Here is a 13,089-nt window from a genome sequence, read left to right on the forward strand (position 1 = left end):
CGTAGACTCAGTCACCATGAGCAACGACCCCGCCGTGGAAATCCGCGGACTGGTGAAGCGGTACGGCCCCAAAACGGCGGTGGACGGCCTGGACCTCACCGTCCCGCGCGGCTCCGTCACCGCGGTCCTCGGCCCCAACGGCGCGGGCAAGACCACCACGGTGGAGACCTGCGAGGGCTACCACCGCCCCGACGCCGGCACCGTCCGCGTCCTCGGCCTCGACCCGGTCGCCCAGGCCGGGCCGCTGCGCCCGCGCATCGGCGTGATGCTCCAGTCCGGCGGCGTCTACTCCGGCGCCCGCGCCGTGGAGATGCTGCGGCACATGGCGAAGCTGTACGCCGACCCCCTCGACGTCGACACCCTCGTGGAACGCCTCGGCCTCGGCGGCTGCGGCCGCACCGCCTACCGCCGGCTCTCCGGCGGCCAGCAGCAGCGGCTCGCCCTGGCCATGGCCGTCGTCGGCCGCCCCGAGCTGGTCTTCCTGGACGAGCCCACCGCCGGCCTCGACCCGCAGGCCCGCCGCGCGACCTGGGACCTCGTACGCGAACTGCGCGCCGACGGCGTCACCGTCGTCCTCACCACCCACCACATGGACGAGGCCGAACAGCTCTCCGACGAGGTCGCCATCGTGGACGCCGGCAAGGTCATCGCGCACGGCAGCCCCGAGCAGCTGTGCCGCGGCGGCGCCGAGAACACCCTGCGCTTCACCGGCCGCCCCTCCCTCGACCTCGCCTCCCTGCTCAAGGCCCTGCCCGACGGCACCCAGGCCGCCGAGCTCACCCCCGGCGCCTACCGGGTCACCGGCGACGTGGACCCGCAGCTGCTGGCCACCGTCACCTCCTGGTGCGCCCAGCACGGGGTCATGCCCGACAGCCTCTCCGTGGAGCGGCACACCCTCGAAGACGTTTTTCTGGAGCTGACCGGTAGGGAGCTGCGCGCATGACGCCGATCACCACGACCGCCCCCTGCCGGGGGTCCGGGGGTTGCCCCCCGGGAAGGCACAGCCTGGAACTGACCGGTAAGGAGCTGCGCGCATGAGCGCCGGTACGTTCACCCCCCGGCCGGGGGCCGCGCCGGTGTCCCGGATGATCTGGGCGCAGACCGCGCTGGAGACCCGGATGCTGCTGCGCAACGGCGAGCAGCTGCTGCTGACCGTGATCATCCCGGCGCTGCTGCTGACCCTCTTCTCCGCCGTCGACATCGTCGACACGGGAGAAGGGAAGTCCGTCGACTTCCTGGCGCCGGGCGTCCTCGCGCTCGCCGTGATGTCCACCGCCTTCACCGGCCAGGCCATCGCCACCGGCTTCGACCGCCGCTACGGGGTGCTCAAGCGGCTCGGGGCCTCCCCGCTGCCGCGCCGGGCCCTGATGGCCGCCAAGACCCTCTCGGTGCTGGTCACCGAGGTGCTCCAGGTGGCCCTGCTGACGGTGATCGCCCTCGCGCTGGGCTGGTCCCCGCACGGGAACCCGCTGTCCGTCGCGGTGCTGCTGCTGCTCGGCACGGCCGCGTTCTCCGGGCTCGGGCTCCTGATGGCGGGCACCCTCAAGGCCGAGGTGACCCTGGCCGCGGCCAACCTGGTGTTCCTGCTGCTGCTGGTCGGCGGCGGGGTGATCGTGCCGCTGGAGAAGTTCCCCGAAGCGGTGCGGTCCGTGCTCGGCCTGCTGCCGATCTCGGCGCTGTCCGACGGGCTGCGCGAGGTGCTCCGCGACGGGGCCGCGCTGCCGTGGGGCGACGCGGCCGTACTGGGCGTCTGGGCGGTCCTGGGGCTCGGCGCCGCCGCGAAGTGGTTCCGCTGGGAATGAGCGTGGGAGTGAGCGCGGGCGTGCGCCCGCGGGAGTGATCCGGCCCACCCCGTGCGGGCCGCCGCGCCGGGAGTGAATCGGCCCTCCTGGACGTTGGCCCCGCGGGAGGATGACCAGCCTCCCGCACATCGGAACGCCGGGGGGCACGGCATGGAGCAGCGGGAGGCCGCGCTGCGGCTGGACGGACAGTGGGCGCGGATCCGGTCGGGGGCCGAGCCGGCCGGGCCCGCCGAGAGCGAGCGGCTGCTGCGCGAGCTGATCGGCGCGCTGCGCGGGCCCGCGCAGCGCGACCCCGAGTGCGCCGCCCGGCTCGGGCTGCGCCTGGGCGACCTCGCGGCACGCCGGTTCGGGGGCGGGGACCGGGCCGGGGCACTGGCCGCCGTCGAGGAAGGGCTCGGCCACGCGCGCCGGGCCGCGCCGCACGCGCCGGAGTACGCCCGCTGGTACGCCCGGGGGCTCATCAACCAGGGGGTCTGGCTGGCGTGGCCGCTGAGCGACGGGGCCCGCCTCCCCCGGCACCCGCTGGGCGCGGGCGGCGAGAGCGGCCCGGGTCCGATGGAACGGGCGGCCGGCGAGCGCGCCCGTGACGTGACGCGGGCCGCCGTCGAGGTCTGGGCCGGGCTGGACCAGGAGGACCCGGTCAACCGGCGGGGCCTCGCGCAGGCCAAGGTGTTCCTCGCGGACCGGCTCGCGGAGCTGGGCTCCTCGGCCCAGGCGGTCGCCTGGGCGGTGGACGCCGAGGCCGGGTTCCGCCGGCTGCTGCTCGCGGACCCCGGGCCCGAGGCGGCGCAGGAGGCCGGGGAGGCCCTGGACCACATCGGCCGCCAGCTGGAGCTGCGGCTGCGCTTCCTGGACTTCGACTCGCTGGCGGGGCTCCGGGCCGACGGGCTGCTGCCCGAGCGGCTGCTGCCGCAGGCGGTGGTGGCGGCCCTGATCCAGGGCGTGCCCGAGGCGGTGATCGGGGGCCGGCTGGGGCTGGACGCCGAGCAGGTGGCCACGATGCTGGAGGTGACCCCGTGGCTCGCGGTGTGGCGGGTCGAGGTGCGGGGCGCCGACGGGCTGTGGACCGTGCAGCCGGACCCCTGGCAGGGGTCGGCGCAGGTGCGGGGGCTGACCGCCGAGGAGGTGGGGGCCGACCTGGTGCGGGGGTTCGCCGCCTCGCCGCTGCACCCCGGCGAGGGCGGCCTGTGGCGGGTGCTGGTGTGGTGGCACGAGGAGGGGGACCCGGCGGGGGCCAGGTTCCGCTCGACGCTCGGGCCCGACGCTCCCGCCGGTACCCCCTCGTGAAACTTTGCACAAGGCGCCGCATACGATAGGCGCCGTGTTGAACCCCTTCGCCTACCTCGCCGCGCGCTGGACCCCGTCACCCCGGATCGTCCAGCGGGCCGCACTCGCCGCGCTCATCATGACCGTCGTCATCGTCGTCACCGGCGGTGCGGTGCGGCTGACCGGATCCGGACTCGGCTGCGACACCTGGCCGAAGTGCACCGACGACAGCCTGATCGCCACTCAGGCACAGGGCTTCCACGGCGCCGTCGAATTCGGCAACCGCATGCTGACGTACGTGGTCAGCGCCGCCGTCGGCTGGTGCATCCTGGCCGCCCGCTGCGCCAAGCCGTGGCGCCGGTCGCTGACGCGGCTCGGCTGGGCGCAGTTCTGGATCGTCTGCGGCAACGCCGTCCTCGGCGGGATCACCGTCCACACCAAGCTCAACCCGTGGAGCGTGGCCGGGCACTTCCTCCTGGCCACCGCACTGATCACCGTCACCACGCTCACCTGGCAGCGGGCCCGCGAGGGCGATGACGCGCCCAGGCCGCGGGTGCCCGGGCCGGTGCGCAAGCTCTCCTCGGCGATGACCGCCGCCACCCTCGTGCTGATCGCGGCGGGTACCGTCGTGACCGGCTCCGGGCCGCACGCCGGCGACAACAGCGAGGTCCCGCGCATGCCGTTCGACTGGGCGGCCACCGCCCACGTGCACGCGATCGCCGCCTGGCTGGTCTGCGCGCTCGCCGTCGCGATGTGGCTGGTGCTGCGCGTGGTCGACGCCCCCGTCGACACCCGGGCGCGCGCCCGTGACCTGCTGGTCGTGCTGCTCGCCCAGGGCGCGATCGGCTACGTCCAGTTCTTCACGAAGCTGCCCGAGGTGCTGGTCGCCGTGCACATGCTGGGCTCCTGCCTGGTGTGGATCTCGGTGCTGCGGCTGACCCTGAGCCTGCGCGAGCGCTCCGAGGACCGGCCGGCGGCGCCGGCGCGGGACGAGGAGCAGCTCTCGGCGGTCTGACGCACCGCCCCCGGCCGGTGACGGCCGGCGCCGTCAGCCGCGCTCGTCGAGCCGGTAGACGCGCCGGGCGTTGCCGGCCGCGAGCATTCCCGCGACGCGCTGCGCGTCCTGCCAGGACCAGGCGCCCTCGGCGACCCAGCCGCCCAGGACCCGGCCGAGCGCCTCGCGGAACACCAGGGCGCCGACCGCGTGCAGCTCGGGCAGGTTCCGCCCGCCGCTGGAGTAGAGCAGCTTGCCGAACGGTGCGGCCTCCAGCAGCTCCGCCAGTACGGCTGCGGCCCGCGCCCCCGTGCGTGCGAGGGCCGGGCCGAGGTCGGCGTGGACGTGCGGGTGCTCCGCGGCCAGGCGGGCCGTCTGCCGGTGGTACGGGTATCCGCCGCCCAGCACCAGCCGCGCGCCCAGCCCCGCCGTGGCCCGTGCGAACCCGCCCAGCGGCTCCGGGTCGGCCCCGCCGGTGTGCAGCTGGAGCGGCAGCCCGGAGGCCACCGCGCTCCACACGAGGTGCCGCAGGAGCACGGGGTCCCGCAGTTCCCCTCCCCTGGTGCGCCCGGCCAGCCATCGTCCGGCCGCCGCCCGGACCTCGCCGGGGCCGGGCGGTTCCGGGGCGGCGGCCAGGGCGGCCGCACAGCCGGTGCGGGCCCCGCAGGCGAAGCCGACGGCTCCGGCGGCTGCGTGGTGGACGGCCCCGGCGAGGTTGGCGAGGAAGGCGGCGACGGTCCCGGAGGTGTCGGCGGCCTGCTCGGCCAGTAACTCCAGCCGGGCCACCTCGAAGGCCTCCGCGTCCCCGGCGAGGGCCAGCTCCTTGGGCCCGGTGAGGTCCCCGGGGGCTCCGGTGTCGACGAGGTGCGTGCCCGTGCCCGAGCCCCGCAGCAGCCGTCTGGTGCTCTCCGCGGTGCCGAGCTCGCGACGCCGGGCCAGGTACCGGGCGGCCGGGCAGTGCGGCTCCAGGCCGAGCAGGGGCGGGCACCAGCGGCGCACGGCGAAGCCGGTCTGGGTGTCGAAGAAGGTGGTGCCCGGGGCGGGCGGGCCGGCCGAGCGGATCAGCTCGGCCTCGAACGTGGCGATGCCCAGCTCCGCGCGGAGCACTCCGCGGCAGCGCTGGTCCACCAGCGGCGGCGTTTCGATCATCCGGTCATCCCGTTGCGGACGTGGGGAAGCGGCTTCCACACGTCCTAACGGGTGAGCGGGGTGTGAAGTATTGCCCGCTCTGTTGACCGACCCCGGCGTTCGAGGACCCGGCGTTCGAGGACCCGGGCGGTCGGGGGTCCGGGCGGCCGGGGGTTCAGGCGGCCGGGTTGGCGGGGCCGCCGATCTGGATACCGGCCATCCGGGTCCACTCGTACGGGCCGGTCTTCACCCGGGCGGCGAACTCCCCGTCGAACTCCTCGTGGAGCGTCAGCCCGGCCTGTTCGGCGGCGAGCTGGGCCACGGCGTACGTCGGGGCCACCAGGTCGCCCCAGCCGCCGTCGGTGCCCACGAGCACGATCCGGGTGCCGGCCTGGCCGATGTGCGCGAGCTGGCCCTCGGCGCCGCCGTGCTGCTTGGCGAACGCGCCGATCTGCCGGGCCAGCTTCGCGGCCGTGCGGCTGTGCTTCTTGTCCGCGGGCGCTGCGGCCCCGGGGGTGTCTGCGGTGTCTGCGGTCTCTGCCATGGACGGCATGCTACCGGCGAGTAATCAGCGGAGGAAGGGATCCACGGCCACGGCGACGAAGAGGAGCGACACATAGGTGATCGACCAGTGGAACAGCCGCATCTCCTTGAGCTTCGCGCCCGTCACCCCGGCCTTGGCCCGGGCGCTCAGCGCGTGTGCCTCCCACAGCCACCAGCCGCCGGCCAGCAGCGCGACCGAGGTGTAGAACCAGCCCGTGTACCCCAGCGGGGTCAGCAGCAGCGAGACCGCCACCATCACCCAGCTGTAGAGGACGATCTGGCGCGCCACGGCCTTGTTGCCCGCCACCACCGGCAGCATCGGCACGCCGACCCGCGCGTAGTCGTCCTTGACCTTCATGGACAGCGGCCAGTAGTGCGGCGGCGTCCAGAAGAAGATGACCAGGAAGAGGATGACGGCGGCCCAGGAGACCTCGTTCTTCACCGCCGACCAGCCGATGAGCACCGGCATGCAGCCGGCGATCCCGCCCCAGACGATGTTCTGCGCGGTGCGCCGCTTCAGCAGCATCGTGTAGATGACCACGTAGAAGAGGAGCGCGCCGAGCGCGAGGGCGGCCGAGAGCCAGTTGATCAGCAGCCCGAAGAACAGCGTCGAGACGACGCCGAGCGAGATGCCGAAGACCAGGCACTCGGTCGGGCTCACCATGCCGGTCACCAGCGGGCGCTGGGACGTGCGGTCCATCAGCGCGTCGATGTCGCGGTCGATGTACATGTTCAGCGCGTTGGCGCCGCCCGCGGACAGGTAGCCGCCGAAGCAGGTGGCGAGCACCAGCCACAGCGACGGCACGCCCTGCTCCGCGAGGAACATCACCGGCACTGTGGTGATCAGCAGAAGTTCGATGATCCGCGGCTTGGTCAAAGCCACGAAAGCCATGACCCGGGCCCCGAACGGCCGGTGACCGGGGCTCGTCCCGAGCACCCCCGCTGGACGGGATTCGACGGCCGTCACGCACACCCCTGAGAGAGAATCCAGCAAGCTTCCGAAGCGATGCCTCCAGTAAATGAAGGCTCGGTAAAGGCTTGCGCGTACCACGCCACTGTAGACGTAGCTCTTACCTCGCCCCGCGCGGGGGTCGCCTCGTGTTGAGCCGATCGGACCGATGACAAGATCACCGACGGCGGATCCCAGGTGAACGGCGGACACCGGGACGGCGACGCACTGCGTGCACTCGAATAGCCGCACGCCCTGGCGGGGGTAGGCTCGGAATCGCGCCGGTGTCACCGTTCGTCACCGGCAAAACAACATGTGGAGAGGAGCCCTGACCAACGGTGAGCACCAAGCCGACCACCCCAGAGCTCGAGTGGACCGAACTGGACCAGCGGGCCGTCGACACCGCCCGCATCCTGGCCGCCGACGCGGTCCAGAAGGTCGGGAACGGACACCCCGGTACGGCGATGAGCCTGGCCCCCGCCGCGTACACGCTTTTCCAGAAGGTCATGCGGCACGACCCCTCGGACCCGCAGTGGGTCGGGCGTGACCGTTTCGTGCTCTCCGCGGGGCACTCGTCCCTGACGCTCTACACCCAGCTCTACCTCGGCGGGTTCGGCCTGGAGCTGGAGGACCTCAAGGCCTTCCGCACCTGGGGCTCCAAGACCCCCGGCCACCCGGAGTACGGCCACACGGCCGCCGTGGAGACCACCACCGGCCCGCTGGGCCAGGGCATCGCCAACGCGGTGGGCATGGCCATGGCCGCCCGCTACGAGCGCGGCCTGTTCGACCCGGAGGCCGCCGAGGGCGCGTCCCCGTTCGACCACATGGTCTACGCGATCGCGGGTGACGGCTGCCTCCAGGAGGGCATCTCCCACGAGGCGTCCGCGCTGGCCGGCCACCAGAAGCTCGGCAACCTGGTGCTGCTGTGGGACGACAACCACATCTCCATCGAGGGTGACACGGAGACGGCCGTCTCCGAGGACACCATGAAGCGCTACGAGGCGTACGGCTGGCACGTCCAGCGCGTCGAGCAGCAGGAGAACGGCGACCTCGACCCGAAGGCCCTGTTCGCCGCCCTCCAGGCCGCCAAGGCCGAGACCGGCCGCCCGTCCTTCATCGCGGCCCGCTCGATCATCGCCTGGCCCGCCCCGCACGCCCAGGGCACCGAGGCCTCCCACGGCTCGGCCCTCGGCAACGACGAGGTCGCCGCGACCAAGCGCGTGCTCGGCTTCGACCCGGAGCAGACCTTCGAGGTCTCCGACGCGGTCCTCGGCCACACCCGCGGCCTGCTCGACCGGGGCCGTGACGCCCGCGCCGCCTGGGAGAAGGACTTCTCCGCCTGGCGCACCGCCAACCCCGAGCGCGCCGCCGCCTTCGACCGCATCGAGGCCAACGAGCTGCCCGAGGGCTGGGAGGACAAGCTCCCCGTCTTCGAGACCGGCAAGGGCGTCGCCACCCGCGCCGCCTCCGGCAAGGTCCTCGAAGCCCTCGGCGCGGTCATCCCGGAGCTGTGGGGCGGCTCGGCCGACCTGGCCGGCTCCAACAACACGACCATCGACAAGAACTCCTCGTTCCTGCCGGTGGGCAACCCGCTGCCGGAGGCCGACCCGTACGGCCGCACCATCCACTACGGCATCCGCGAGCACGCGATGGCCGCCGTGATGAACGGCATCGCCCTGCACGGCCACACCCGCATCTACGGCGGCACCTTCCTGGTGTTCTCCGACTACATGCGCAACGCCGTCCGCCTGTCCGCGCTGATGCACCTGCCGGTGACGTACGTGTGGACGCACGACTCCATCGGCCTCGGCGAGGACGGCCCGACCCACCAGCCGGTCGAGCACGTCGCCTCGCTGCGCGCCATCCCGGGTCTGAACGTCGTCCGCCCGGCGGACGCGAACGAGACCGCCGTCGCCTGGCGCGAGATCCTCAAGCGCCACACCAAGGTGTACGGCAAGGGCGCACCGCACGGCCTGGCCCTCACCCGCCAGGGCGTTCCCACGTACGAGCGCAACGAGAACGCGGCCAAGGGCGGCTACGTGCTGTTCGAGGCCGAGGGCGGTCCCGCCCAGGTCGTCCTCATCGGCACCGGCTCCGAGGTGCAGCTCGCCGTCGCCGCGCGCGAGGCGCTGCAGGCCGAGGGCGTCCCGGCGCGCGTGGTCTCGATGCCCTCCGTCGAGTGGTTCGAGGAGCAGACCCAGGAGTACAAGGACAGCGTCCTGCCGCCGTCGGTGAAGGCGCGAGTCGCGGTCGAGGCCGGCATCGGCCTGACCTGGCACCGTTACGTCGGGGACGCGGGCCGGATCGTCTCGCTGGAGCACTTCGGTGCCTCGGCCGACGGCGCCGTCCTGTTCCGCGAGTTCGGCCTGACCGCCGAAGCCGTGACCGCAGCCGCCAAGGCCTCCATCGCCGCCGCGCGCTGAAGACCGGTACCTGAACCAGTAGGAGATGTAATTCCCATGGCAGACGCACTCAAGCGCCTCTCCGACGAGGGCGTGGCGATCTGGCTGGACGACCTGTCCCGCAAGCGCATCACGTCCGGCAACCTCGCCGAGCTCATCGACCAGCAGCACGTGGTCGGTGTCACCACCAACCCGTCGATCTTCCAGAAGGCCATCAGCAGCGGTGACGGCTACGAGCAGCAGCTCGCCGACCTCGCCGCCCGCAAGGTCACCGTCGACGAGGCCATCCGCATGATCACGACGGCGGATGTCAGGGACGCCGCCGACATCCTGCGCCCGGTCTTCGACTCGACCGAGGGCCAGGACGGCCGCGTGTCCATCGAGGTCGACCCGCGCCTCGCGCACGACACGGTGGCGACGATCGCCGAGGCCAAGCAGCTCGCCTGGCTGGTGGACCGCCCGAACACGCTCATCAAGATCCCGGCGACCAAGGCCGGCCTGCCGGCGATCACCGAGGTCATCGGCAGGGGCATCAGCGTCAACGTCACGCTGATCTTCTCGCTGGAGCGCTACCGCGCGGTCATGGACGCGTACCTGGCGGGCCTGGAGAAGGCGAAGGCCGCCGGCCTGGACCTCTCCAAGATCCACTCGGTCGCCTCCTTCTTCGTGTCCCGCGTGGACAGCGAGATCGACAAGCGCCTCGACGGCGTGGGCACCGACGAGGCCAAGGCCCTCAAGGGCAAGGCGGCCCTCGCCAACGCCCGTCTGGCCTACGAGGCGTACGAGGAGGTCTTCTCCTCCGACCGCTGGGCGGCCCTGGACAAGGCGCAGGCCAACAAGCAGCGCCCGCTGTGGGCCTCGACCGGCGTCAAGGACCCGGCGTACAAGGACACCCTCTACGTGGTGGACCTGGTCGCCCCGGGCACCGTCAACACCATGCCCGAGGCCACCCTGGAGGCCACCGCCGACCACGGCGAGGTCTCCGGCGACACCATCCGCGGCACCTACGAGCAGGCGCGCGCCGAGCTGGACGCGGTCGCGAAGCTGGGCATCTCGTACGACGATGTGGTGCAGCTGCTCGAAGACGAAGGCGTCGAGAAGTTCGAGGCGTCGTGGAACGACCTGCTGAAGTCGACCGAGGCGGAGCTGAAGCGCCTCGCCCCCGCGGAGGACTGAGTATTTTGTCGGTAAACGGAGCGAACCCGCTTCGTGACGCACAGGACCGGCGGCTCCCGCGCATCGCGGGGCCGTCCGGCCTGGTCATTTTCGGCGTTACGGGTGACCTGTCGCGCAAGAAGCTCATGCCCGCCGTCTACGACCTCGCCAACCGCGGCCTGCTGCCCCCGGGCTTCTCGCTGATCGGTTTCGCCCGCCGTGAGTGGCAGGACGAGGACTTCGCCCAGGAGGTGTACGAGGCCGTCAAGGAGCACTCGCGCACCCCCTTCCGTGAGGAGGTCTGGCAGCAGCTGGTGCAGGGCTGCCGGTTCGTCCAGGGCGAGTTCGACGACGACGCGGCCTTCGAGACGCTCAAGTCGACCATAGAAGAACTCGACAAGGCCCAGGGCACGGGCGGCAACTTCGCCTTCTACCTGTCGGTCCCGCCGAAGTTCTTCCCCAAGGTGGTCCAGCAGCTCAAGAACCACGGGCTGGCGCAGAAGGAGGGCTCCTGGCGGCGTGCCGTCATCGAGAAGCCCTTCGGCCACGACCTGAAGAGCGCGGAAGAGCTCAACCAGGTCGTCCACGAGGTCTTCCCGCGCGACGAGGTCTTCCGGATCGACCACTACCTCGGCAAGGAGACCGTCCAGAACATCCTGGCGCTCCGCTTCGCCAACACGATGTTCGAGCCGATCTGGAACCGGTCGTACGTCGACCACGTCCAGATCACCATGGCCGAGGACATCGGCATCGGCGGCCGGGCCGGCTACTACGACGGCATCGGCGCGGCCCGCGACGTCATCCAGAACCACCTGCTCCAGCTGCTGGCGCTGACGGCGATGGAGGAGCCCGGCTCCTTCCACCCCAAGGCCCTGGTGGCGGAGAAGCTGAAGGTGCTCAGCGCCGTCGAGATCCCCGAGGACCTCGGCAAGCACACCGTGCGCGGCCAGTACTCGGCGGCGTGGCAGGGCGGCGAGAAGGTCGTCGGGTACCTCGAAGAGGACGGCATCGACCCCGCGTCGAAGACCGACACCTACGCGGCCATCCGCCTGGAGATCAACAACCGCCGCTGGGCGGGCGTCCCGTTCTACCTGCGCACGGGCAAGCGCCTGGGCCGCCGGGTGACCGAGATCGCGGTGGTCTTCAAGCGGGCCCCGTACCTGCCCTTCGAGTCGGGCGCGACCGAGGAGCTGGGGCAGAACGCCCTGGTCATCCGGGTCCAGCCGGACGAGGGCGTGACGGTCCGCTTCGGCTCGAAGGTGCCGGGCACCTCCATGGAGGTCCGGGACGTCACGATGGACTTCGCCTACGGCGAGTCCTTCACGGAGTCCAGCCCCGAGGCCTACGAGCGGCTCATCCTCGACGTCCTCCTCGGCGACGCGAACCTCTTCCCGCGTCACCAGGAAGTCGAGCTGTCCTGGAACATCCTCGACCCGATCGAGGAGTACTGGGACAAGCACGGCAAGCCCGCGCAGTACGCGGCGGGCACGTGGGGGCCGGTCGAGGCGGACGAGATGCTCGCACGAGACGGACGGAGCTGGCGCCGGCCATGAAGATCGACCTCACGGAGACCACCTCCAGCAAGATCAACGCCGCGTTGGTGCAGGCGCGCCGGGACATCGGCACGCCGGCCATCGGCATGGTCCTCACGCTGGTGATCGTGACCGACGAAGAGAACGCGTACGACGCGCTCAAGTCGGCGAACGACGCGTCCCACGAACACCCCTCGCGGATCGTCGTCGTGGTCAAGCGGGTCAGCCGCTCCCCGCGCAGCCGCCGCGACGCCCGCCTCGACGCGGAGATCCGCGTCGGCGCGGACTCCGGCACCGGGGAGACGGTCGTCCTGCGACTGCACGGTGAACTGGTCAACCACGCCCAGTCGGTCGTGCTGCCGCTGCTCCTGCCGGACGCCCCCGTGGTCGTCTGGTGGCCGGAGGGCGCTCCGGCGGACCTGGCGGGCGACCCGCTGGGCGCGCTGGGGCAGCGCCGGATCACGGACACGTACTCCTCGGAGGAGCCCATCGGGGCCCTCGGCCTGCGGGCGGAGGCGTACGCGCCGGGTGACACCGACCTGTCGTGGACCCGGATCACCCCGTGGCGCTCCATGCTGGCCGCCGCGCTCGACCAGCAGACGGTCTCGGTGGTCTCCGCGACCGTCGAGGGCGAGGACGAGAACCCGAGCTGCGAGCTGCTGGCCATGTGGCTGGCGGACCGCCTCGGGGTCCCGGTCAAGCGGACCCTGTCGGACGGGCCGGGGCTGACCGCCGTACGCCTGGAGACCAAGGACGGCGTGATCGTCCTGGACCGCGCGGACGGCGCGCTGGCGACGCTGTGCATGCCGGGACAGCCGGACCGCGCGGTGGCGCTCAAGCGCCGCGACACGGCGGAACTGCTGGCGGAGGAACTGCGCCGGCTGGACCCGGACAACACGTACGAGGCGTCCCTGAAGTTCGGCGTCACCCGCCTGGCGGCGGCGGCCGACGAGGCGAAGCCGAAGGGCGGCGGCGGGGCGGGTGCGGGTGCCTCGGCTGGCGCCGGTGCCGGTGCCGGTGCCGGGGCTGACGCCGGTGCCGAGGCTGACGCCGGTGCGGACGCCGGGGCCCAGGCCGCCGGCGACGCTGCCGGGGCCAAGGCCGGCGCCGCTGCGAGTGCCGGCGGCGACGCCGGGGCGGACGGCAAGGGCTCCTCGGCGAAGCCGGCGGGCAAGCCGGCCAAGCGGGCGGCGGCCAAGTAGCAGGACGGGGGGGCCGCTGCGCGGAGCGGTCCCCTACCCGCCCTTCCACCGTTCCCCGGGCTGCGCCCGGACCCCCTGGGGGCTCCGCCCCCAGACCCCCGCGCCTCAAACGCCGG

11 protein-coding genes are annotated in these 13,089 nt (G+C 72.6%); 8 read left to right on the forward strand and 3 right to left on the reverse strand.

Annotated features, from left to right (window positions below; all coding sequences use genetic code 11):
- Positions 1-16: 16 nt before the first annotated feature.
- From AC07A6_RS31655 to AC07A6_RS31670, 4 genes are all read left to right on the forward strand, one after another.
- Positions 17-943: an ABC transporter ATP-binding protein gene (locus tag AC07A6_RS31655; protein WP_478779427.1), complete on the forward strand. Its 927-nt coding sequence runs from the start codon at positions 17-19 to the stop codon at positions 941-943.
- 91 nt (positions 944-1,034) lie between these two features.
- On the forward strand, positions 1,035-1,802 hold the full coding sequence (locus tag AC07A6_RS31660) for an ABC transporter permease (RefSeq protein WP_125817111.1): 768 nt from the start codon (positions 1,035-1,037) through the stop codon (positions 1,800-1,802).
- A 150-nt stretch (positions 1,803-1,952) separates the two neighbouring features.
- On the forward strand, positions 1,953-3,089 hold the full coding sequence (locus AC07A6_RS31665; RefSeq protein ID WP_478779428.1) for a hypothetical protein: 1,137 nt from the start codon (positions 1,953-1,955) through the stop codon (positions 3,087-3,089).
- Positions 3,090-3,093: 4 nt separating this feature from the next.
- Entirely contained in the window at positions 3,094-4,083 is a 990-nt protein-coding gene (locus tag AC07A6_RS31670; RefSeq protein WP_478779429.1) for a COX15/CtaA family protein, read from the forward strand.
- Between the two features lie 33 nt (positions 4,084-4,116).
- Here the strand turns inward: AC07A6_RS31670 and AC07A6_RS31675 are convergent, their stop codons facing one another.
- The 3 genes from AC07A6_RS31675 to AC07A6_RS31685 form a co-directional block, all read right to left on the reverse strand.
- A complete protein-coding gene (locus AC07A6_RS31675; protein WP_478779430.1) occupies positions 4,117-5,211 on the reverse strand; it encodes an amidohydrolase family protein in 1,095 nt (364 codons plus the stop codon).
- A 154-nt stretch (positions 5,212-5,365) separates the two neighbouring features.
- Entirely contained in the window at positions 5,366-5,734 is a 369-nt protein-coding gene (locus AC07A6_RS31680; protein WP_386275277.1) for a hypothetical protein, read from the reverse strand.
- A gap of 24 nt (positions 5,735-5,758) precedes the next feature.
- The gene (locus AC07A6_RS31685) at positions 5,759-6,700 is read right to left on the reverse strand and encodes a heme o synthase (protein WP_478779431.1); all 942 of its coding nucleotides are present in this window, start codon (positions 6,698-6,700) and stop codon (positions 5,759-5,761) included.
- A 320-nt stretch (positions 6,701-7,020) separates the two neighbouring features.
- Between AC07A6_RS31685 and tkt the strand changes: the two genes are divergently transcribed.
- From tkt to opcA, 4 genes are read left to right on the forward strand one after another with little or no spacing between them, the layout of a single operon-like run.
- Complete coding sequence (tkt, locus tag AC07A6_RS31690; protein WP_478779432.1) at positions 7,021-9,105, forward strand: transketolase; 2,085 nt, start codon at positions 7,021-7,023, stop codon at positions 9,103-9,105.
- Between the two features lie 36 nt (positions 9,106-9,141).
- Positions 9,142-10,260 carry a transaldolase gene (gene tal, locus AC07A6_RS31695; RefSeq protein WP_362468550.1) on the forward strand — a complete coding sequence of 373 codons (1,119 nt, stop codon included), beginning with the start codon at positions 9,142-9,144 and terminating at the stop codon, positions 10,258-10,260.
- A 2-nt stretch (positions 10,261-10,262) separates the two neighbouring features.
- Positions 10,263-11,792: a glucose-6-phosphate dehydrogenase gene (gene zwf, locus AC07A6_RS31700; protein WP_362468582.1), complete on the forward strand. Its 1,530-nt coding sequence runs from the start codon at positions 10,263-10,265 to the stop codon at positions 11,790-11,792.
- Positions 11,789-12,973 (forward strand): glucose-6-phosphate dehydrogenase assembly protein OpcA, encoded by a 1,185-nt coding sequence (gene opcA, locus AC07A6_RS31705; RefSeq protein ID WP_478779433.1) that lies wholly within the window; start codon positions 11,789-11,791, stop codon positions 12,971-12,973. The genes zwf and opcA overlap by 4 nt, the downstream gene beginning before the upstream one ends.
- Positions 12,974-13,089: the final 116 nt, after the last annotated feature.

It is taken from the genome of Streptomyces sp. NPDC044002 (genome assembly GCF_056434525.1).